Here is a 21,177-nt window from a genome sequence, read left to right as displayed (position 1 = left end):
AAAAAATGTCAGGACACTACGAAGCTCCGATAAGGGAACCTTTAATTATTGGTCACAAGACTTATCATGATATAACAGAAGATATCGCCAGACCTGTAGAGGAACGAGCAGGAAAACTATGGTGGGTTTCTTTCTGGATTGCATTGGCTTTATTCATTTATGGATTCGGCTGTATCGCATACACCATCGGTACCGGTATCGGTGCTTGGGGACTTAACAGAACCAACAACTGGGGATGGGACATTACCAACTTCGTTTGGTGGGTAGGTATCGGTCACGCTGGTACACTTATTTCTGCAGTATTACTATTATTTAGACAAAGATGGAGAATGTCTGTTAACCGTTCTGCCGAGGCGATGACCATCTTCGCGGTAGTTCAAGCGGCTATTTTCCCTGTAATTCACATGGGTAGAGTTTGGGTAGGATATTGGGTATTCCCTTTACCTAACCAGTTCGGTTCTCTTTGGACCAACTTTAACTCTCCTCTTCTTTGGGATGTATTTGCAATTTCTACGTATTTCTCCGTATCCACAGTATTCTGGTTTATGGGATTGATTCCGGATTTTGCGATGATCAGAGACCGTGCAAAAACACCTTGGACAAAAAGAATTTATACCTTCCTTGCTTTTGGTTGGGGTGGAAAAGCAAAACACTGGCAACGATTCGAAGAATTATCTTTGGTTTTAGCAGGTTTAGCAACTCCACTTGTATTCTCGGTACACACCACGGTATCCTTTGACTTTGCTACTTCAGTAATTAAAGGATGGCACTCTACTATTTATCCACCATACTTCGTTGCAGGAGCAGTTTTCTCTGGATTCGCAATGGTACAGACTTTATTATTAGTTGCTAGAAAAGTAGCTCACTTAGAAGATTACATTACAATGTATCATATCGAAATTATGAACATCGTAATTATCGTAACAGGTGGTATGGTTACTGTAGCTTATGGAACTGAGTATTTTATCGCATGGTATTCTGGATCTAGATTTGAGGACTTTACTTATCTTTCTCCAGGAGCAGCAACCGGTCCGTACTGGTGGGCGTTTTGGGCATTGATTATTTGTAACTTAGTAGTTCCTGCATTATTCTGGTTCAAAAAAGTGAGAACAAATATTATGGCAACATTTATTATTGCTTTAATTATTAACATAGGAATGTGGTTCGAGAGATTTGATATTATCGTAATTAACATTGCGAGAGATTACTTACCAAGTTCTTGGACAATGTTTAAACCAAGTATCATTGATGTAGGAGTTTTCTTAGGAACAATTGGATTCTTTGGAGTACTGTTCTTATTGTACGCAAGAACATTCCCTGTAATTGCACAGGCAGAATTGAAGACAATCTTGAAAATATCAGGTGAAACTTATAAAGCAAAAGAAGAAGAAGATGAGCACCACTAAAATAGTATACGGTATTTATGCCGACGACGATGATTTGTTAGATGGCGTTAAAGCGTTTAATGATAAAGGAATTGCTATTGCTGAAGTCTATACACCGTTCCCGGTACATGGACTAGACCATGCTTTAGGTTTAAGAAAAACAAGAATTTCTGATGCTGCTTTTATTTATGCAGTATATGGATTAACAATAGGAATCCTGGTTACTTGGTACACCATGAATCATGACTGGCCGATGAATATCGGTGGTAAACCCGCTTTTAAATGGGGAACCAACATGCCAGCATTTGTTGTTCCAATGTTTGAGTTAATGGTATTTTGTGCCGCGCACATGATGTCACTTACCTTCTTATTTAGAAATAAAATGTATCCTGGTTGTCCTCCTCAGAACCCTGATCCGAGAACAACTGATGATAAATTTATGATGGAATTTGTTACAGATAATGTAGATGCAGTAAAACAAATTCTGATTGAAACCGGAGTTGAAGAAATAACTGTAAAAGATGCTTAAAATGACAAAGAATATATTTAAAATTACAGCAATCTTAGGATGTGCCGCAATTACTTTAAGTTCTTGTAGCAAAGAAAATCCACCTTTGGTTTATTTTCCCGATATGTATTTTCCTGTTGCTTATGATCCTTTGATGAAAGCTGATATTGCTTATTCAGATCACGAGAACGAAATCCCTGCATTTGCAAAATTGGACGGAGCAACTGGTTTAGGCCCGGTTGATGGAACTGTTTCGCAAAATCCAGAAGGACTTGCAGATCCAGCAGCTAATAAAGCAATGCTTCCTTTAGAATATAATGAAGGCTATGATGCTTCTAAGTTAATTACCGCTTCTCCTTTAGATCCTGCGAATCAGGAAAAAGATACTAAAAGAGGTAAACTGTTATTTGATCAGACTTGTGCTGCGTGCCACGGAACTGCTGGAGACGGACAAGGTCCAATCGTAGTGAGTGGAGCTTATGCAGGAGTACCAAAATATGCAGATAGAGAAATAACCATAGGTTCTGTACATTATGTATTAACACATGGTAGAAACTCAATGGGTTCTTACGCAGGCCAATTAAAACCTGGTGATCGATGGAGAGTTGCATTGTATATTATGAATGAATTTAAAGGAGGGCTTACTGCAGCTCCAGCCGCGGTTGCCGCAAACGCAACACCAGTTGCGAATACAGCAGAATCTAGTACGAGTCCTAAAAAATAAAAAAGAGTAAAAAAAATGTATAGTTTTTCACCTAAATTAAGATTATATTCAATCGTATTCATCGTTCTGGGATTAGTTCTTTTTGGAGCTGGTTACTTTATGAATCATGGAACTGACGAGACGCAGATTGAACATATGATGGAAGCAGTGCATGCTGGCGGAAATCATGCTCCGTTAAACTCTAGTGAAATGGTGGGGCCGCAAGATCACGCTGCGCATTTAGAGCATGCAACAATGCAGTTTAAAAACCAACCTTTAGCAGCAGTTCATACCGTAGCGGTTTTCCTTTTTGCTTTAAGTTGTTGTGCATTGTTTTTCTACGCTATTCAAAATGCTTCTCACGCAGGATGGTCAATTATTATTCTGAGAGTGATAGAAGCAGTTGCATCATTTATCCCATTTGCAGGAGCAGTTGTTATCATTCTTATGATATTGAATGTCACCCATATGGGCCATTTATTCCACTGGATGGATGGAACTTTAACCGATCCGAAAAGTGAAAACTTTGATCCAATTCTTTTTGAAAAGAAAACATTCTTAAATATTCCTTTTTACGCATTTAGAACACTTTTTTATGTAATCGGAGCTTCGTTCTTCGCTTGGAAATTGAAATCACTTTCTAAGAGTGTTGATGAAACCAAAAGTAGATCTGTTTACGCAAAATATTACACTTGGAATATTTGTTATATCGTATTTTTCGGTTTCTGTTCAGCAGCTTGGGCATGGGACTGGTTGATGTCTATTGACCCGCACTGGTATTCTACAATGTATATTTGGTATGCAATGGTAAGTGCTTGGGCAAGTGCTGTAGCTGTTATTTTATTGATCAGTGTTTATTTAAAGAAAAAAGGATTTCTTCCTCAGTTCAATGATAATCACTTACATGATTTAGGAGTTTATTTATTCGCTTTAAGTATGCTATGGACGTATACTTGGTTTGCACAGTTCATGTTATATTGGTACGCTAATATTCCTGAAGAAGTAAATTATTTCTACGGAAGATTTGAATATTACTCATGGGCATTTTGGTCAATTTTACTTTTGAATTTTGCAATTCCTTTAACAGTAATGGTAAGTTCAAGCATTAAAAGAAATTATACAGTAATGATGACCGTAGCGGTAATTGTTATTTGTGGTCAGTGGTTAGTATATTACAATATGGTAATGCCTGGAACGGTAGGACCATACTGGGAAAATATCACAGGATTGTTAACAAATCTTGGAGCGGTATTAATCGGCTTAGGTTCATTCCTTCTAGTTGTATTAACAACCTTATCCAAACTTAAATTAATTCCTGAAGGAAATCCATTCGTACAGGAATCAAAAATTTACGAATATCCTTTCTAAATAATTGAATTTAATTCAAAATTATAATCCCGGCCTTTGTCGGGATTTTTTTATAAATTTGTTAGAAACCTATACTAAAGATGAATCAATTTATTACCAAGTCTCTATTTACAAAGACTGCTTTGCTAAAAAGGAGTCGATTTTTTGTAGTAGCATTATTACTGCTTTTTGTAAGTTGTAAAAAAGATGCTGCTGATGCTACAACCACCCAAACTTTGCAGTCCAGTATTAATGATATGGCTTCCAGTCTCAATACTTTGCAACAGGTTAAGTTTAATGAAGCGCTTTATATTTTAAAGACTTTTGGAGTTGATGCCGATGGAGATGTTAATGAGTTGAAAGCGCTTGGTGTTTTAATTAATGGAATGAAAGTTCCGCAGATATTTTCACTCGCAGATCAGGTCGCTCAAAAGAATGGGGTGGAATGGACGAGTACAGGACCGCCATCGTTGGGTGAAATGAATATCTTTGGAAATGATCAGGCAAAAGAATTTGATGCAAATGATATTCAGGCAAGCTCTTTAAGTGTAGACGTAAAAAGTATTGGTGACGGCGTTTTAGGAGCACAATCTTTACAGGTTATTCCGAGATTAGTCGATGCTAAAGGAGAGTCAATTAGTTTTAATGGTGCAGCTTTAGAAACAGTTCTGGAAGTATACAGTGGCGGCAATCGTATTTTCACTTCAAAAAACTTAATGTTGGATAACAACTTCAAAGGATTTAATGTGAAATTTGCATCACTGCCTGCAGAAAAAATTATAGATCAAAGTATTGATATTACCGTTTCAGTTAAAACAACAAAGAAGACTTTAAAAATGTCGAAAATTGGAGTTCCGGTAAATCCTAAAGCTTTGTTGATGCCTGTCGTAAATACCGAGGATATCCCTTCAAATTCGGATGCTGAAGCTACTTTCATAACACCTGATGGTTCTGGCGTAACTGCAGATGCAAAAGTGCCGACTGCTGATCCTAAGACCAACGTCTCAAAATTCCTTAATAATTTATCGAATCAGAATCTTCGTGGAGCTTATGATATTGCTGACAATCCAAATTGGGGTTCTTATGAAACCTTCTCTAATCCAACTTCCGGTTTTGGTGGTGTGAAAAACATTAACGTAAAAAACATGACGACCAATAATACGGGTCCAAATGCAGCAAGTGTAAATGCGACTTACGATATTACCGATAAAGAAGGTAGAACAACTGCGGTGCAAGTTACTTTTGGTTTAAAGAATGTAAATGGCGACTGGAAAATTTCTAGTTATAAAATCAATTAAAATGAATCATCAACTTATTCAAGATTTAGAAAATACCATTCAGAATATCCCTGATTTTCCGAAACCCGGTATTCAGTTTAAAGATATTACGCCCATATTTCTTAACCCAAAACTTTACGAACAGGTTATTGCTGACTTAGCAAATTTTAGCCGCGGAAAGATCGATGCGGTTTGCGGAATTGAAAGTCGTGGTTATCTTTTTGGGATTGCAATTGCCGTGGCTTTAGATGTTCCTTTTATTTTGATACGGAAGCAAGGGAAGTTACCTCCACCATTTGTGAGTCAAAAATATGACTTAGAATATGGTTCTGCAGAAATAGAAATGCGAACAGGACAATTACAAAAAGGTCAAAGAATTTTAATTCACGATGATTTATTGGCAACTGGAGGAACTACAGAAGCAGCAGCAAATCTTGTTCAAAAACAAGGAGGAATTGTTTCGCAGTTTAGTTTTCTTATTGGACTTAAGGATTTGGAAGGCGAAAACCGACTGAAAAAATTTAATGCTGAAGTTCACCAAATCCTAACATACTAGCGTTAATTATAACAATTTATAACTTTTTATGAAGTAAAATTTAACTGAAAATGTTTTTTTGAGCATAATTTTGTATATCGCTTAAAAACAGTTAAATTTGCACTTCAATTTTTATCAAAATTATGGCAAAATTCAATTCACGCACCAGTAAAAAAGAAATGGAAGGAAAGGAAACTGTTGAAGTTTTCAAAGACCTAGACAGAGGTGCACTCGATACTGAGAAGTTTCTCGAAAAAAATGCTAAATCTTTAATGATCGTTTTCGGTGCATTATTGCTAGGTGTTTTAGGATATTTTGCTTTTCAGCAGTTTTATGAAGGACCAAGAAATGAAGAGGCAACTCTAAGTTATCTTGCAGCTCAGAAAAATTTGGCTGATGGTAAAGACGATTTAGCTTTAGGTGGAAAAAGCGCAGCAAATCCTGGTTATTTGGGAACTTATAATGAGTATTCTGGAACCAAGGTTGGTAAACTTTCTGCATACAATGCTGGATTAATTAAATTTAAAGAAGGAAAATACCAGGAAGCTTTCGATTTGCTTGATAAATTTTCTTCCGATAATAAAATCTTAATGGCTTTGAAATATGGTGCGATGGCAGATTGCCAGGCTAACCTTAACAGAAGTGATGATGCATTATCTCTTTTGAATAAAGCAACTTCTGCCTCAGACGATCCTTACACTTCTTACTACTTTACTAGAAAAGCAGGAATCGTTGCATTAGCTTTGAAAAAGAATGCCGACGCGAAAAAATATTTCTCTACAATTGACGAAAAATATCAAGATTACGATAACGGAATGTCTGAGTCGTATATCGAAATGGTAAAATATTTCTAATTAAAAAATACTATAATGGCGACTGTAAATCTGTCTGATTATCAACCATTACAAATAAACGATGCCAGTTCTTTTAGAATTGGCATTGTCGTTTCAGAATGGAATGATTTTGTAACCTTTAACCTTCGTAATGGCGCTTTAGAAGTGCTTAAGAAAGAAGGGGTTAAAGAAGAGAATATTAAAGTTTTTCAAGTTCCTGGTGCTTTCGAACTGAATTATGCTTCGATGCAACTTTGTAAAACAAAATACTTTGATGCAATTATTGCAATTGGTTGCGTAATACGTGGCGAGACCTCACATTTTGATTATGTTTGTTCTGCCGTCGCACAGGGAATTAAAGATTGTAATATCCTAACAGATGTTCCAACAATTTTCTGTCTATTAACTGATGATACCAAAGAGCAATCGATTGCCAGAAGTGGTGGCGCTCTTGGGAATAAAGGAGTTGAAGCTGCCGTTACTGCGTTGCAGATGATTGATTTCAAAAGGAATTTGTAAAAAAGATCAGCTTCATTGTTTTTAAAATAACCTGACCTTAAAAGTCAAAAATACCATAAGATTATGTTCGCATCGAAACTAAAACCGTATTTGTATTTGGGCCTTTTCTATGGCTTGGTTTCCCTGATTGTAAGAATCATCTTTATCTTTCACCCAATCACAACCGTGACTTTTGGGTTTTTTGAAAGTTTAAAAATTCTCTTTATTGGTGGCTTGACAGATGTATTTGTCTTTATTTTAGCGAGCAGTATATTCGCTATTTACTCTTTGTTTCTCTCAGATTCAAAATATAAAAAGCCGTACGGATATATCATTTTTGGACTTTTTGTTTTAGCCTTTTTATATACAGCTTTTGTCCCTGGAAATATTTTTAAACAATATGGTGGCTCTTTCCCAGAAATAGCGATGGCCTTTATCGGTTTGAAAACTTTTCTGTTTGGATTAATGCTTTTCCTTCCTACTCAAAGAATTAAAATTCGAAATATTCTTTATTTCATAATATTGTTTTTATACGTGATGGTAATTATTTTCAATGGAGTAAGCGAGTACTTTTTCTGGAATGAATTTGGAGTTCGCTATAATTTCATTGCCGTTGATTATTTAATTTACACCAATGAGGTCATTGGGAACATCATGGAAAGTTATCCTGTTGTTCCGTTATTCGCTGCGATTTTATCACTTACTTTAATCGTTACTTGGTTCATTTATAAAAAGACAAAAGACGAATTATTAACGCTGCCGACTTTCATTCAAAAGATTATCTTATTAGTTTCCTTCGTTGTTTTATGTGGAATCAGCTTATTCATCATTTCTAAATTAGGTAAAGTGAAAACTGATAATACGTTTGCACAGGAAATTCAGGCCAATGGTTTTCCAAAGTTTTTTAATGCATTTACTCAAAAGGAATTGGATTTCTTTCAATTCTATCCAACCATTAATCAACAAGCTGCAGAAAGTGATTTTTTAAAACAGTTTGATCCACCAACTTTAGTTAGAGATATCAATCCTGAAAATCCGGAAGTTCGTAAAAATGTGGTATTAATTTCAATTGAAAGTTTATCTGCAGAATTCATGGAGCATTATGGAAATGATCAAAAGATAATGCCCTTCTTAGATAGCTTGGCAGATAAATCATTGATGTTTACCAATCTTTACGCAACCGGAAACAGAACGGTACGTGGTTTAGAAGCGCTTACTTTATGTATTCCACCAACGGCGGGAGAAAGTGTGGTGAAGAGAGAGAACAACAAAAATAAGTTCACGACTGGAAGCGTTTTCCAATCGAAAGGTTACGATGTGAAATTTCTTTATGGAGGTTACAGCTATTTCGATAATATGGAAGATTTCTACAAAGGAAATGGTTACGGAATCGTTGATAGAAATAACTTTAAACCTGAAGAAATTACCTTTGCTAATGTTTGGGGAGTTTCAGATGAAGATATGGCAAAGAAAGCCATTGAAGTAATGAATGAGGAAGCCAAAGCTGGAAAAACATTCTTCCACCATTGGATGACGGTTTCTAACCACCGACCATTTACGTATCCAGACGGAAGAATTGATATTCCCGGAACTGCGAAATCTCGTGATGGTGGCGTAAAATATACAGATTACTCTATTCGTAAGTTTTTCGAAATGGCAAAAAAACAATCTTGGTATAAAAACACCGTCTTTGTTATCGTTGCCGATCATTGCGCTTCAAGTGCTGGTAAAACAGAACTTCCGATGGATAAATATAGAATTCCAGGATTGATTTTTTCTGAAGGTTTTATCGAGCCGCAGAAATTTACGCAGACCATGTCACAAATTGATGTAATGCCAACATTATTTGGTTTATTAAATTTTAAATACCAATCGAAATTTTTAGGTCAGGATGTTTTTACTAAAAGCTTTGAGCCAAAAGCCTACATCGCAACTTATCAGGATTTAGGTTTAATTAAAGATAATTATTTAACCATTATTTCTCCGACTAAAAAGGTAAAACAGTATTCTTTAAGTTTACAACCATCCAAAAATCCAGAGGATTTCAAAATCTTTTATGATGAAACACCGGTTAAGAATTTACAGCAAGGTTTAGTTGATAATTGTATCGCTGTTTACCAAAGTGTTTCGTTTTGGTTGAAAGAAAACAAACTCAATAAATAATTTTTTTTGTAATTTTAGAAAAAGATTTAGTTATGAAATGGACAAACGATAGAAGCGGAAATGTTGATGACAGACGAGGATCTGGCGGTGGCGCAGGAGGGCTTGTCGGTGGAGGTTTGGGAACTTTAATTATTGCGGCTATTATATTTTTTCTTGGAGGTGATCCATCGGCGATTTTATCCTCAGGAATGGGGAATACTGGTCCGCAAACAGAACAACGTGATTTGACGGCAAACGAACTTAAGGTTCGTGATTTTGTTGAAATGATTACGGCTGAAAATGAGAAAACCTGGACTAAAATATTCAATGAAAATGGGATGCAATACCGTCCTGCAAAAGTGGTGATGTTTGAATCTGTAACCCAATCTGGGTGTGGAACTGCAGAAGCTGCCATGGGACCATTTTATTGTCCGGCTGATGAAACAGTTTATATGGACATGAGCTTTTTCAAAGAATTGGAACAACGGTTCGGTGCAAAAGTAACTGAGTTTTCTATTGCTTACGTATTGGCTCACGAAATGGGACATCATGTTCAAACACTTTTAGGAACAACTCAAAAAGTAGATCAACTTAGAAGCAGTAGAAAATATTCTGAAGCAGATATGAATCGTGTTTCTGTCGCAACTGAATTGCAAGCAGATTTTTATGCTGGAGTTTGGGCAAAACAAACGGACAGCAGAGAGCATATCTTAGAACCTGGAGATATAGAATCTGCCATTTCTGCAGCTGAAGCCGTTGGTGATGATAATATTCAAAAACGTTCGCAAGGTTATGTGAATCAGGAAAGCTTTACACATGGTAGTTCACAGCAAAGAAAGGATTGGTTTATGAAAGGTTATAATACCGGAGATATTCGCCAGGGAGATACCTTCGATGCTTTGTTAAAATAGAAATACTGTAAATAATATATCTTTTCTATAAGAAATTAAAATCCCGATTAGTCGGGATTTTTTTGATATAAAAAAACCGCTGTGTAAATGAATACACTGCGGTTTATTAAAATATATGAATGTGATTGAATGTGTCTTTTTAGTTTTGGTTTACAGAATCTTCAACTGAAGTTGTCGCCTGATTAACCTTGTCCTGAACTTGTGATGCTACGTCAGTCGCTTTGTCCTTCAAATCATTTCCCCATTTGTTGAAATTATCTTTTGCCGTATTCACTTTATCTTTTACTGCTTGTTGCTGTTCTGGTGTAGCGTTTTTGTATTTCCACCATACCAATGCTCCAAGTCCTAATAATGCTAATAATCCGTTCTTTTTAGTCCCCATAATAGTATGTTTTTAATTTAATGAATAATTAATTTGATACGATTTAATATGTAAAATCTGTGCCAAAGAGTTTTAGTAATCATTAAAATTTTGTTAAAAAAAATCCGTCTCGCTAATTTAACGAGACGGATATTATTTTAACTTTAATTAAAAAGAAATAGGATTTTATCCTAAATAAGGATATTTGTAATCTTTTGGAGAAACAAAAGTTTCTTTAATACTTCTTACAGAAACCCATCTCAACAAGTTCATTTTAGAACCTGCTTTATCGTTCGTACCTGAAGCTCTTGCTCCACCGAAAGGTTGTTGCCCTACAACAGCTCCTGTTGGTTTGTCGTTGATATAGAAGTTTCCTGCCGCATTTTCTAACGCTTTGTAAGCTTCATCAATTGCATAACGGTCTTGAGAGAAAATTGCACCTGTTAAAGAGTAAGGAGAAGTTTCATCAACTAATTTCAAAGTAGCCGTCCAGTCTTTATCTTCATAAACATATACAGAAAGAATTGGTCCGAAGATTTCTTCACATACAGATTCATATCTTGGGTTAGATGCTTCAATAACAGTTGGTTCTACAAACCATCCTTTTGAATCGTCACATTTTCCACCAATAATTACTTTTGCTTCGTTTGATTTTTCAGCTCTCTCGATATAACCTTTACATTTTTCAAAAGAGTTTTGATCAATCACCGCATTCACGAAGTTAGAAGGATCTTCTGGACTTCCCACTTTAATGGTTTTCATCTGAGCTTCAATCACCTTTTTCACATCATTCCAAAGAGATTGAGGAACATAAGCTCTTGAAGCAGCAGAACATTTCTGACCTTGATATTCGAAAGCGCCACGAACCATTGCAGTTGCCACAGCATCTACGTTCGCAGAAGGATGAACCATGATGAAATCTTTTCCACCAGTCTCTCCCACAATTCTTGGATAGGTCTTATAAGTATGGATATTAGCTCCCATCATTTTCCATAAATTTTGGAAAACTTTAGTTGAACCTGTAAAATGAAGGCCTGCAAAATCTGGATGAGACAATACTTTTTCAGCAGTCTCTTTTCCATCAGTGAATATCATATTGATAACTCCAGCAGGTAAACCCGCTTCAATAAGAGCGTCCATAATAACTGTTGCTGAATAAACTTGTTTGTCAGATGGTTTCCAAACAACTACATTTCCCATCATCGCCATACAAGTTGGCAAGTTTCCCGCAATAGCTGTAAAGTTAAACGGAGTTACCGCAAAACAAAAACCTTCTAATGGTCTGTATTCTGATCTGTTCCAAATTCCGCTGTCTGAAACTGGTTGCTCGCTGTACATTTCAGTCATGAATTCTACGTTGAAACGCAAGAAGTCGATGAATTCACATGCAGCATCTATTTCTGCTTGATGAACATTCTTACTTTGAGCGATCATGGTAGCTGCATTCAAACGATTTCTATAAGGACCAGCAAGTAAATCAGCCGCTTTCAAGAAAATCGCTGCACGATGTTCCCATCCTAAATTGTTCCATTTGTCTCTCGCTGCTAAAGCAGAATTAATAGCGTCGTCTACATGACTCATGTCTCCTTTGTAGTAGAAACCTAAATTATGTTGGTGATCTTGTGGAGAATTAATCACTACTTTTTCAGAAGTTTTGATTTCTTTACCGCCGATAACCATAGGTATTTCAACTTTCTCTTTCCACATTTTTTTATAAGTTGCGATCAGGGATTTTACCTCCTCTGAACCCGGCTCATAAGTTCTAACCGGCTCATTTATTGCGAAAGGAACCTGTGAAATTGCTTTTGACATATTTTTAATTTTTATTGATTTTTAGATTATTACAAAGTTAAGGGAATTCGAGTTATATTCCAAAAATTGGCATGGCTGAAATCTAGTACTTCACCAGCATTTTATCGCAAACCATCTTGCTGAGAGTAATTGTAGAACTGTCATCTTTCAGAATTGTCATCGATTGATCGTATTTTTCGATTTCTATGATTTCGAGTTTTTTACCTAATTCCAATTGTTTACTATTGAGATAACTTAGGAATTCATCATCAGAAACGGTCACAGAGCTGAAAATGATTTGATCGCCAATTTTGCAACTGCTTAATTTTTTCAAATCTAAGGCGATGATATTTCCTTCTTTATCGGGAATCGGTTCGCCATGAGGATCAAATTTTGGATATTGTAGAAGTTCATCCATTTTATCAAAGAAGATATCGGAATGAACGTGTTCTAATTGTTCGGCAATTTCATGTACATTCTCCCAACCAAAATTCATTTTTTCAACGAGAAACATTTCGGTGAGGCGGTGTTTTCTTACAATTAAAGCAGCTTGTTTATTTCCTTCTTTGGTGATTTTTAATGGTTTATAAGTTTCATAGATGATCCATTCTTTTTGTGCAAACTTCTTCATCATATTATTAACACTCGGCATTTTTACATTTAAAAATTTACTTAACTCGTTTACAGTTACTGTATTGTCGTCGTTTCTTAAATGAAAAATTGCTTTTAAATAATTTTCTTCTGTAAGTGAAATCATAAAGTTAGATTGTTGATGGTGCAAATCTAACAAAATAAAAGCGTGTAAAAAATCACACGCTTACTTTTAAATAAAAATACATGAAGAAAAATTTACACCTCTTTTAGAAAATCTTGAACCCAACGTTCAACTCTAAAAATTGGATGTTAAAAAAATGGTTATTAGTTTTATATTTGGTTAGTTTGATAGTACAAAGATGAATTAAAAAGTTTTTAAATGTTAAGTTTTTTCACCCATTTTGTATGGTTTTATTCACCCTTTTTTCTAAATTTAATCCATGAAATATTCCTTTAAAAATGATTATGCCGAAGGCGCTCATCCTCAGGTTTTAGAAGCATTGATTCAGACGAACCTAATACAGCAGAATGGTTACGGCCTCGATGATTATTCGATAGACGCGGAGCAGATTATTAAGCAAAAAATAAATAATCCTAAGGCTAAAGTTTTTTTAGTTTCCGGAGGAACGCAAGCGAACTTAATTATTATTTCGGCTTTTTTACGACCACATGAAAGTGTTGTTTCTCCTGATACTGGTCACATTTTCACCAACGAAAGTGGCGCAATTGAAGCAACCGGACATAAAGTGCACGGGATTGAAAATAAAGATGGGAAAATTTATGCCAATGATATTCAAAAATTAATTGACGGTCATCAAAATAAACCACATCAGGTTAAACAGAAAATGGTGTACATTTCGAACTCCACAGAGTTGGGAACGATTTATTCTAGAAAGGAATTGATTGATTTATACCAATTCTGTCAGGATAAAGATCTTTATTTATTTGTTGACGGAGCTCGATTAGGACATGCTTTAACTGCAGAAACCAATGATTTGACTTTAGAAGATTTTGGAAAATATACAGACGCCTTTTATTTGGGAGGAACAAAAAATGGTGCTTTGATTGGCGAAGCAATTATCATTAATAATGAAAGTTTACAGGAAGAATTCGGTTTCCATTTAAAACAAAAAGGCGCTATGCTGGCAAAGGGTCGTTTGCTCGGAATTCAGTTTCAGGAATTGTTGAAAGAGGATTTGTATTTTGATTTGGCGAAGAATGCGAATCAACAAGCCATGAAAATTAAAGAAGCCTTTAAACAAATTGGTTGTGAATTTTTATGTGAGACTTTTACCAACCAAATCTTTCCGATTTTAAATCAAAATCAAATTGACGAACTTTCGACTAACTTTGATTTTTACGTCTGGAAGAAATTGGATGAAGAGAAATCGGCAATTCGTTTAATTACTTCTTGGGCCACAACAAATGAGATTATAGAAAAATTCATCACCGAAATAAAAAATTTAAAATGAAAAAAACAGTCTTCTTTTTGAGCGTATTGCTCGCCGTAGGTTTCAACGCACAAAAACAGGACAAGGATCCTGAAATTGCTGGATATGTAAAAAATGTAAGTAAGGATTCACTTAGAGCCAATATTGAAAAGTTGGTCAGTTTTGGAACCCGTCACACGATGAGTTCTACGACCGATAAAGACAAAGGAATCGGTGCTGCAAGAAATTGGGTATTATCGAAGTTTAGAAGTTATGCGAAAAATGCTGATGGAAGAATGGAAGTATTTCTACAAAATGAAGATTTACAACCTGACGGAAAGCGAATTAATAAAGTAACTAATCTTGGAAATGCGATCGCTCTTTTAAAAGGAACTGATCCAACAGACAAAAGAATCATTATCATTTCCGGACATTTGGATTCCAGAGTTTCTGATGTTTTGAATTCGACCGATTACGCGCCAGGCGCTAATGACGATGGAAGTGGAGTTGCTGCGGTAATCGAAAGTGCAAGGGTTTTAAGTAAATCAAAATTTCCGATGAGCATTCTTTTTGTGGCGGTAAGCGGGGAAGAGCAAGGTTTATTAGGAGCGAAAATGCTTTCAGATAAAGCAAAGGCGGAGAAGTGGGAAGTTGAGGCTGTTTTAAATAACGACATGATTGGGAACAACAGTTTCGATGCACCGAAGAATGACGGAACTCCAAAATTAAGAGTTTTCAGTGAAGGTTTGTCTGCTTTTGAAACTGAAAAATCTGCGGCAAGAATTCGGAATTTCGGTCTTGAAAATGATGGGAATGCACGCCAATTAGCAAGATATGTAAAAGAGATTGGTGAGAAATATGTCAAGAATATTGATATTAAACTAATTTATAGAAACGACCGTTTTCTACGTGGTGGTGATCATACTCCGTTTGTTAATAGTGGATTTACTGCGGTTCGCTTAACTGATTATTACGAAAATTATGATCATCAACATCAGGACATCAGAACAGAGAATAATAAAAAATATGGCGATCTAATTGAGTTCATGGATTTCGATTATCTAAAAACCAATACCGCTGTCAACGTTGCCGTGTTGGCGAACTTAGCGAAAGCAACTCCTCAACCAGAAAATGTTTTGATGGATGTAAAAGAATTGTCAAATTCTACCAAATTAAGTTGGGAAAAACCAACCTCAGGAAAAGTAAAAGGATATCAAATTTTGATACGTGAAACCAGCAGTCCTGTTTGGACAGAAAGAATTTTCACGACAGAAACTTCTTATACTGTTCCTCTTTCCAAAGATAATTATCTGTTTGGGGTACAAAGTGTTTCTGTTTCCGGAAACCAAAGTTTACCGGTTGTTCCAAAAGTGTCCAGATAAAAAAAATTCCGTCTCGTTAAATTAACGAGACGGAATTTATATTTCAACTAAATATTTAGTTATTGTAAATCTTCAAATTTATCTACAATTTTCTGCGAAACTCCAGTTTTACTGAAGCCACCATCGTGGAAAAGATTTTGCATCGTCACTTTTCTCGTTAGGTCTGAGAAAAGACTCACACAGTAGTTTGCACAATCCAAAGCATCAGCATTTCCAAGTGGAGACATACTATCTGCGAAGTTGAAGAAACCACTAATTCCTTTTACACCAGCGCCAGCTTTAGTCATTACCGGAGATTGAGAAATCGTGTTAACACGTACTTTTCTGTCGCCCCAATAATATCCGAAACTTCTTGCGATACTTTCTAGATAAGATTTATTGTCTGCCATATCACCGTAATTTGGGAATACTCTTTGTGCAGCGATATAAGTTAAGGCCAAAATAGAACCCCATTCATTCATGATATCTCTATCCCAAGCTGCTTTCATTACTTTATGGAAAGAAACGGAAGAAACGTCCCAACCTTTTTCCAAGAAATCGTAATTAAGATCAGTATATGATTTTCCTTTTCTAATGTTGACCGACATTCCAATTGAATGAAGAATGAAATCGATTTTACCAAATTTTTCTTCAGCATGAGCAAAAAGTTTATCCAAATCTTCAACTGAAGTGGCATCTGCTGGAATAACATCAGAACCAGTTTTTTTTGCTAACTCGTCAATTTCGCCCATTCTCATTGCGATTGGTGCGTTGGAAAGAATAAATTCAGCTCCTTCTTCATGACATCTTTCTGCGACTTTCCAAGCGATGGATTGGTCGTTTAAGGCTCCGAAAATAATTCCTTTCTTACCTTTTAATAATCCGTATGACATAATCTTAATTTTAGACAAATTTAAAAAATTTTTATTGTTTAACGCATAAAAAAAGAACCGTATTCATTACGGTTCTTTGTATCCTTTTAAAGCAAGATTAGTTAGTAGATTTCTTTACTGCTGCTTTTGCGTCTTCTGCGGTGTCTTTGGTCTTGTCCCAGGCATCATCTGCAACATCTTTGCTCTTTTCCCAAGCACTGGAAACGGCATCTTTAGTATCATGCCAAGCATCTGCTACATTTTCTTTCGCTCTTTCCAGCCAACCTTCGTGAGTGGGCTCCGCATTTTTTTCTTTTTGTTCGCGAATGTAATCTTTTGCTTTATCAGCGTAATCGTTTACCGTCCATTTAGCTTTTTGTACTGCATCTTCCGCTTTGTTATAATCTTGTCTGTCCATAATAGTAATGTTTAATGTTAATATTTAGTGATCGAAATATTTAATTTGATATTGGAGAAGGTTGCAAGATTTATTCCTAAAAACGCCAAAATTATGTTAAACATATTATAAAATTTTCTTAAACTCAATAATTAATGTTTTTTAAATGATTGATGTGAACCTTTAGTTTTCTATTTTTGATATCAAAGAAAACAAATGGAAATAGTGCGTTGTGGTTGGTGCGAGAAAGATGATCTCTATAGAAAGTATCACGATGAAGAATGGGGAAAGCCGATTTATGATGATGAAACTATTTTTGAATTTTTAGTTTTAGAAAGTTTTCAGGCTGGACTTTCCTGGTATACGATTTTAAAGAAAAGAGAAAATTTCACAGAAGCTTTTGATCAATTTAATTATAAAAAAATTGCAAACTATTCTGATGAAAAAGTAGAAGAGTTAATGAATAACGCTGGAATTATAAGAAATAGATTAAAGATTTTGGCAACCATCAATAATGCTCAAAAGTTTCAGGAAATACAAAAAGAATTCGGCAGTTTTTCAAATTATATCTGGAGTTTTGTCGATGGACACCCAATTGTGAATCATCCAAAAACTTTAAAAGATGTTCCCGCAACCACGGAAATCTCAGATGCTTTATCAAAAGATTTAAAGAAAAGAGGATTTAAGTTTCTGGGTTCAACTGTGATTTACGCGCACATGCAAGCAACTGGAATGGTGAATGATCATTTGGTGGATTGTCATTGTAAATAAAAAATGCGGCTAACTTCTTAACCGCATTTTGATTTTTCACTGATAACTATATATCAACTCTTATTTTATTTTGTGATCTTTCCAACACTTTTTTAGACAAGAATTTAACTTTTGTGACTATGTGGTTTACAAATCTATTTAATAATCCGATCCAATACCCACTCAATCATATTTCTCTCAGAAGCAGCGTGATCCGCAGAAAACTCACCTCTTCTTCTGTTCGCAATAACAGAATTTACCGTAATCGCTTTATGTCCTAATAATTTAGAAAGACCGTAAATAGCCGAAGTTTCCATCTCGAAATTGCTAACACCTAGATCATTTAAGGTTTCCAAGAACTTGTCATCGAGTGCCTTTAGACGAAGCTGTCTTCCCTGTGGCGCATAGAAACCTGGAAAAGTTGCAGTATTTCCTCGGTATTTTGCATCCTTATAATATTCGCCCATTTCTGCTGCCCAATCAGAAAAATACAACATCGGTTTAATTTTCTCGTAGGGGAATTTCGCCATAAAGTTTCTGGAGAATTCATTTTCAAACGCATAATCTTGGTAAAAATGAAGTAAGCCATCAAGACCAACCACATTTTCTGTCACCAACATATTATCAACTTCAACATCAGGATTCACACTTCCGCAAGTTCCCATTCTGAAAAGTTCCAAAGCCGTATGATCAGTTTTAAATTCTTTATTCTTCAAATCAATATTCACCAAAGCATCCAATTCGTTCATCACGATATCGATGTTTTCAGTTCCAATTCCGGTTGACATTACCGTGATTCTTTCGCCACGCAAAGTTCCGGTATGCGTATAAAATTCTCTTTTATTTTTCTTGATTTCAATCTTATCGAAATATTTAGAAACTTTTGGAACACGGTCAGGATCACCAACCAACATGATTTTTCCAGCAATGTCTTCTGGCAATAAGTTCAAGTGATAAACACTTCCGTCGTCATTGAGCACCAATTCTGATGCAGCTAATTTATTAAGCATATTATATTTTTTGTTTTTAAAATTATTATTTGGGGTAGATATTTGTCAAAGCTGAATCTTTCTAATCTATTATTGATTTTTAGGGCAGACATTTCCGCCTTCCGTTCCCGCTTTTTTCCTCCTCGTTCCTCGTCAAAAAAAGAGCTCCACTCAAGTCGGGCTGCAGATTTGTTTTTATATTCAAGTAATCATCCATCATCCATCATCCATCACTTAACCTCCAACTCGTTTCGTCTTATAACCCATTTCTTTCAAAATCACCATAATTTTGTCACGGTTATCACCCTGAATGATGATGATTCCATCTTTTTCAGATCCACCAATTCCTAAAGTTGTTTTCAGTTTTTTTGAAATCTTTTTTAGTTCTTCATCGTTGCCTTCAAAACCCTCAACTAAAGTCACCGGTTTACCGTGACGTCCTTTTTTTTCAAATTTACAGACGAGCGGTTCTATCTGTACGAACTTTTCTACGGGCATTTCGAAATCCTGTTCTTCGTGTTCAGGAAACATATTTTTGAGTTGATCTCTTAAATCCATCAACCAAAATTAATCAATTTTAATTATATTTCAATTAACAAGGCTTGTTTTTCCAATTGTAAAATTTCTTTTATTACTATTTTAATACTGAAAAATTAGTGAATTGGAAATCATAAAAAAATCTTAAAGTTTAATATTGGTTCGTTTTGTTCCGAACTAAACAGTAATTTTGCAGGTTAATATTTTAAATTTATAATGAAAATTGACAAAGAGATTTTTCGTGAAATGGTTAAATTTTATGGAGAAGCCTTCCATTTACCGCCACTTGCTGCGAAAATTTATTCCTATTTAATTTTTGATTTTGATAGGAATGGTGTTTCTTTTGATGAGTTTGTTGAGATTTTTTGCGCAAGTAAAAGTTCAATTTCTTCAAACCTCAATTTACTTTTAAACCTAAATATTATTACCGATTTCAATAAAATCGATGAAAGAAAACGGTTTTTCATGATGAACGAAAAATACATGAAACTCCGATTTGAAGAAATTATCGAGAAAATGGAAAAAGAATTATTGATTTTAAATCAACTGAAAGACTTTCGAAACACAGGTGATGAAGAAGCATTGCGGAAGTTTGAAATTTATACCAGTCTCTTTAAAAAGAATATTACCAATATAAAGGATTCTCTTGATCAACTTTAAAAAACCAGAAATACGAACTTCATATAAAGAATTTAATAAAGCCCAATTATAAAATAAGATTCATGAAAAATAAAATTATTCTACTATCCTTCTCTGCTTTGTCGGTTTTATCCTGCAAAAAAGGAGATCAAAAACCTCCGCAAGGACCGAAAGTTGTAACGACCGTTGTAGTTGAAAATAGAAATGTTACGGGATATTCTACGTTTCCGGCAAGTATCGAAGGTCGTGTAAATAACGATGTTCGTGCGAAAATGCAAGGTTATATCACCCAAGTTCTTGTAGATGAAGGACAATACGTTTCGAAAGGACAACCATTGTTCAGATTAGAAACTAATTCTTTAAGTCAATCTGCGAATGCTGCAAAAGCTGGCGTTGGTGCTGCACAATCAAGTGTTGCTGCTTCTGATGCAAATGTAAAAGCTGCACAATCTGCGGTAAGCGCGGCGCAAGTTGAAGTGAATAAACTTCGGCCGTTGGTAGAAAAAAATATTATTTCTAATGTTCAACTGCAAACTGCAGAAGCGAATCTTGCCAGAGCACAGGCTCAAGTTGCACAAGCGGTTGCTGCAAAACAACAAGCTTCGGCTGGAGTTGCACAGGCACAAGCTAATTACCAAGGTGCGCAGGCAAATGTTGATTACTCTGTTATCCGTGCTCCAATTTCTGGAGTGATTGGAAAAATCAATTTCCGAAACGGAAGTTTGGTTGGTCCAGGAGATGCGACTCCTATTTCAACGGTTTCTGATACCAGCGAATTATACGCTTACTTTTCAATGAATGAAAAGCAGTACCTCGATTTTCTAAAAAATGCTGTAGGTGCCAGCGTTCCAGAAAAATTAAAAAATATGCCAGCCGTAGAATTATTATTGGCAAATGGTGATGTTTATAAAGAGAAAGGATATGTGAAAGCGGCAACAGGTCAAATTGATCCTAACACCGGAAGTATTCAGTTTAGAGTTTCTTTCCCGAATCCTGATAAGCTTTTGAGCAACGGAAACAGCGGGAAGATTAGAATTCCGGTGGCATATGATAACGCATTGGTGATCCCAGAAAGTGCGACTTATGAACAACAAGGTTTGGTGTACGTCTATAAAGTAAAACAAGACACTGCAAAAAGCGCTGTGATTTCAGTTATTGATCGTGTTAATAATATGGTCATCATTAAGGATGGTGCAGAAAAAGGAGAAGTTGTAGTTGCAGAAGGTGTTGGAACTTTAAAATCAGGAGCTCCTGTTAAACCAGAACCGAAAAAATTCGATGATATCATTAACGCTATAAAACCGATTTTCTAAAAAG

General features: G+C 35.5%; 22 protein-coding genes. 15 read left to right on the top strand and 7 right to left on the bottom strand.

Features of this window, described 5'->3' with window-relative positions; all coding sequences use genetic code 11:
- Positions 1-5: 5 nt before the first annotated feature.
- From nrfD to Q73A0000_RS11725, 10 genes are all read left to right on the top strand, one after another.
- Positions 6-1,406 carry an NrfD/PsrC family molybdoenzyme membrane anchor subunit gene (nrfD, locus tag Q73A0000_RS11770; RefSeq protein WP_193811134.1) on the top strand — a complete coding sequence of 467 codons (1,401 nt, stop codon included), beginning with the start codon at positions 6-8 and terminating at the stop codon, positions 1,404-1,406.
- Positions 1,393-1,914, top strand: coding sequence for a DUF3341 domain-containing protein (locus Q73A0000_RS11765; protein ID WP_193811133.1), 522 nt, complete (start codon positions 1,393-1,395; stop codon positions 1,912-1,914). The genes nrfD and Q73A0000_RS11765 overlap by 14 nt, the downstream gene beginning before the upstream one ends.
- Complete coding sequence (locus tag Q73A0000_RS11760; RefSeq protein ID WP_193811132.1) at positions 1,907-2,617, top strand: c-type cytochrome; 711 nt, start codon at positions 1,907-1,909, stop codon at positions 2,615-2,617. The genes Q73A0000_RS11765 and Q73A0000_RS11760 overlap by 8 nt, the downstream gene beginning before the upstream one ends.
- 15 nt (positions 2,618-2,632) lie before the next feature.
- Positions 2,633-3,964, top strand: a complete 1,332-nt coding sequence (locus Q73A0000_RS11755) for a quinol:cytochrome C oxidoreductase (protein ID WP_193811131.1) — start codon at positions 2,633-2,635, stop codon at positions 3,962-3,964.
- Positions 3,965-4,044: 80 nt separating this feature from the next.
- A complete protein-coding gene (locus Q73A0000_RS11750; RefSeq protein WP_244140734.1) occupies positions 4,045-5,241 on the top strand; it encodes a hypothetical protein in 1,197 nt (398 codons plus the stop codon).
- A 1-nt stretch (position 5,242) separates the two neighbouring features.
- Positions 5,243-5,776, top strand: a complete 534-nt coding sequence (locus tag Q73A0000_RS11745) for an adenine phosphoribosyltransferase (RefSeq protein WP_193811130.1) — start codon at positions 5,243-5,245, stop codon at positions 5,774-5,776.
- A 122-nt stretch (positions 5,777-5,898) separates the two neighbouring features.
- Positions 5,899-6,609: a tetratricopeptide repeat protein gene (locus Q73A0000_RS11740; RefSeq protein ID WP_193811129.1), complete on the top strand. Its 711-nt coding sequence runs from the start codon at positions 5,899-5,901 to the stop codon at positions 6,607-6,609.
- 15 nt (positions 6,610-6,624) lie between these two features.
- Positions 6,625-7,107 carry a 6,7-dimethyl-8-ribityllumazine synthase gene (ribH, locus tag Q73A0000_RS11735; protein ID WP_193811128.1) on the top strand — a complete coding sequence of 161 codons (483 nt, stop codon included), beginning with the start codon at positions 6,625-6,627 and terminating at the stop codon, positions 7,105-7,107.
- Positions 7,108-7,170: 63 nt separating this feature from the next.
- Positions 7,171-9,249 carry an LTA synthase family protein gene (locus tag Q73A0000_RS11730; protein WP_193811127.1) on the top strand — a complete coding sequence of 693 codons (2,079 nt, stop codon included), beginning with the start codon at positions 7,171-7,173 and terminating at the stop codon, positions 9,247-9,249.
- Positions 9,250-9,281: 32 nt separating this feature from the next.
- Positions 9,282-10,139 carry a neutral zinc metallopeptidase gene (locus Q73A0000_RS11725; RefSeq protein WP_193811126.1) on the top strand — a complete coding sequence of 286 codons (858 nt, stop codon included), beginning with the start codon at positions 9,282-9,284 and terminating at the stop codon, positions 10,137-10,139.
- Between the two features lie 139 nt (positions 10,140-10,278).
- Here Q73A0000_RS11725 and Q73A0000_RS11720 read toward each other — a convergent pair whose 3' ends face one another.
- From Q73A0000_RS11720 to Q73A0000_RS11710, 3 genes are all read right to left on the bottom strand, one after another.
- Positions 10,279-10,521 (bottom strand): YtxH domain-containing protein, encoded by a 243-nt coding sequence (locus Q73A0000_RS11720; protein WP_193811125.1) that lies wholly within the window; start codon positions 10,519-10,521, stop codon positions 10,279-10,281.
- Between the two features lie 165 nt (positions 10,522-10,686).
- Entirely contained in the window at positions 10,687-12,312 is a 1,626-nt protein-coding gene (pruA, locus tag Q73A0000_RS11715; protein WP_193811124.1) for an L-glutamate gamma-semialdehyde dehydrogenase, read from the bottom strand.
- A gap of 82 nt (positions 12,313-12,394) precedes the next feature.
- A complete protein-coding gene (locus tag Q73A0000_RS11710) occupies positions 12,395-13,048 on the bottom strand; it encodes a metal-dependent transcriptional regulator (protein WP_193811123.1) in 654 nt (217 codons plus the stop codon).
- A gap of 277 nt (positions 13,049-13,325) precedes the next feature.
- On the opposite strand from Q73A0000_RS11710, the gene Q73A0000_RS11705 reads away from it, so the two are divergent.
- Together Q73A0000_RS11705 and Q73A0000_RS11700 are read left to right on the top strand one after the other, a co-directional pair.
- Positions 13,326-14,357 carry a threonine aldolase family protein gene (locus tag Q73A0000_RS11705; RefSeq protein WP_193811122.1) on the top strand — a complete coding sequence of 344 codons (1,032 nt, stop codon included), beginning with the start codon at positions 13,326-13,328 and terminating at the stop codon, positions 14,355-14,357.
- Entirely contained in the window at positions 14,354-15,697 is a 1,344-nt protein-coding gene (locus Q73A0000_RS11700; RefSeq protein ID WP_193811121.1) for a M28 family metallopeptidase, read from the top strand. Before Q73A0000_RS11705 ends, Q73A0000_RS11700 begins: the two co-directional genes overlap by 4 nt.
- Positions 15,698-15,756: 59 nt before the next feature.
- On the opposite strand, the gene Q73A0000_RS11695 is transcribed toward Q73A0000_RS11700, so the two are convergent.
- Both Q73A0000_RS11695 and Q73A0000_RS11690 read right to left on the bottom strand, forming a co-directional pair.
- Complete coding sequence (locus Q73A0000_RS11695; RefSeq protein WP_193811120.1) at positions 15,757-16,569, bottom strand: enoyl-ACP reductase; 813 nt, start codon at positions 16,567-16,569, stop codon at positions 15,757-15,759.
- Between the two features lie 97 nt (positions 16,570-16,666).
- The gene (locus tag Q73A0000_RS11690; RefSeq protein ID WP_193811119.1) at positions 16,667-16,966 is read right to left on the bottom strand and encodes a hypothetical protein; all 300 of its coding nucleotides are present in this window, start codon (positions 16,964-16,966) and stop codon (positions 16,667-16,669) included.
- A gap of 195 nt (positions 16,967-17,161) precedes the next feature.
- On the opposite strand from Q73A0000_RS11690, the gene Q73A0000_RS11685 reads away from it, so the two are divergent.
- Positions 17,162-17,716: a DNA-3-methyladenine glycosylase I gene (locus tag Q73A0000_RS11685; RefSeq protein ID WP_193811118.1), complete on the top strand. Its 555-nt coding sequence runs from the start codon at positions 17,162-17,164 to the stop codon at positions 17,714-17,716.
- A 134-nt stretch (positions 17,717-17,850) separates the two neighbouring features.
- Here Q73A0000_RS11685 and Q73A0000_RS11680 read toward each other — a convergent pair whose 3' ends face one another.
- Positions 17,851-18,705 carry a nucleoside phosphorylase gene (locus Q73A0000_RS11680; RefSeq protein WP_193811117.1) on the bottom strand — a complete coding sequence of 285 codons (855 nt, stop codon included), beginning with the start codon at positions 18,703-18,705 and terminating at the stop codon, positions 17,851-17,853.
- Positions 18,706-18,918: 213 nt separating this feature from the next.
- Positions 18,919-19,242, bottom strand: a complete 324-nt coding sequence (locus Q73A0000_RS11675) for a translation initiation factor (RefSeq protein WP_193813714.1) — start codon at positions 19,240-19,242, stop codon at positions 18,919-18,921.
- A gap of 195 nt (positions 19,243-19,437) precedes the next feature.
- Here Q73A0000_RS11675 and Q73A0000_RS11670 point away from each other — a divergent pair, with 195 nt between their 5' ends.
- Together Q73A0000_RS11670 and Q73A0000_RS11665 are read left to right on the top strand one after the other, a co-directional pair.
- Complete coding sequence (locus tag Q73A0000_RS11670) at positions 19,438-19,881, top strand: transcriptional regulator (RefSeq protein WP_193811116.1); 444 nt, start codon at positions 19,438-19,440, stop codon at positions 19,879-19,881.
- A 62-nt stretch (positions 19,882-19,943) separates the two neighbouring features.
- A complete protein-coding gene (locus Q73A0000_RS11665; RefSeq protein ID WP_193811115.1) occupies positions 19,944-21,173 on the top strand; it encodes an efflux RND transporter periplasmic adaptor subunit in 1,230 nt (409 codons plus the stop codon).
- Positions 21,174-21,177 lie beyond the last annotated feature (4 nt).

The sequence above is a fragment of the Kaistella flava (ex Peng et al. 2021) genome (genome assembly GCF_015191005.1).
In the GTDB taxonomy this organism is placed as follows: Bacteria; Bacteroidota; Bacteroidia; order Flavobacteriales; family Weeksellaceae; genus Kaistella; species Kaistella flava.
Note: the sequence above shows the minus strand (reverse complement) of the source record. Positions and strands in the feature narration are given on the sequence as shown.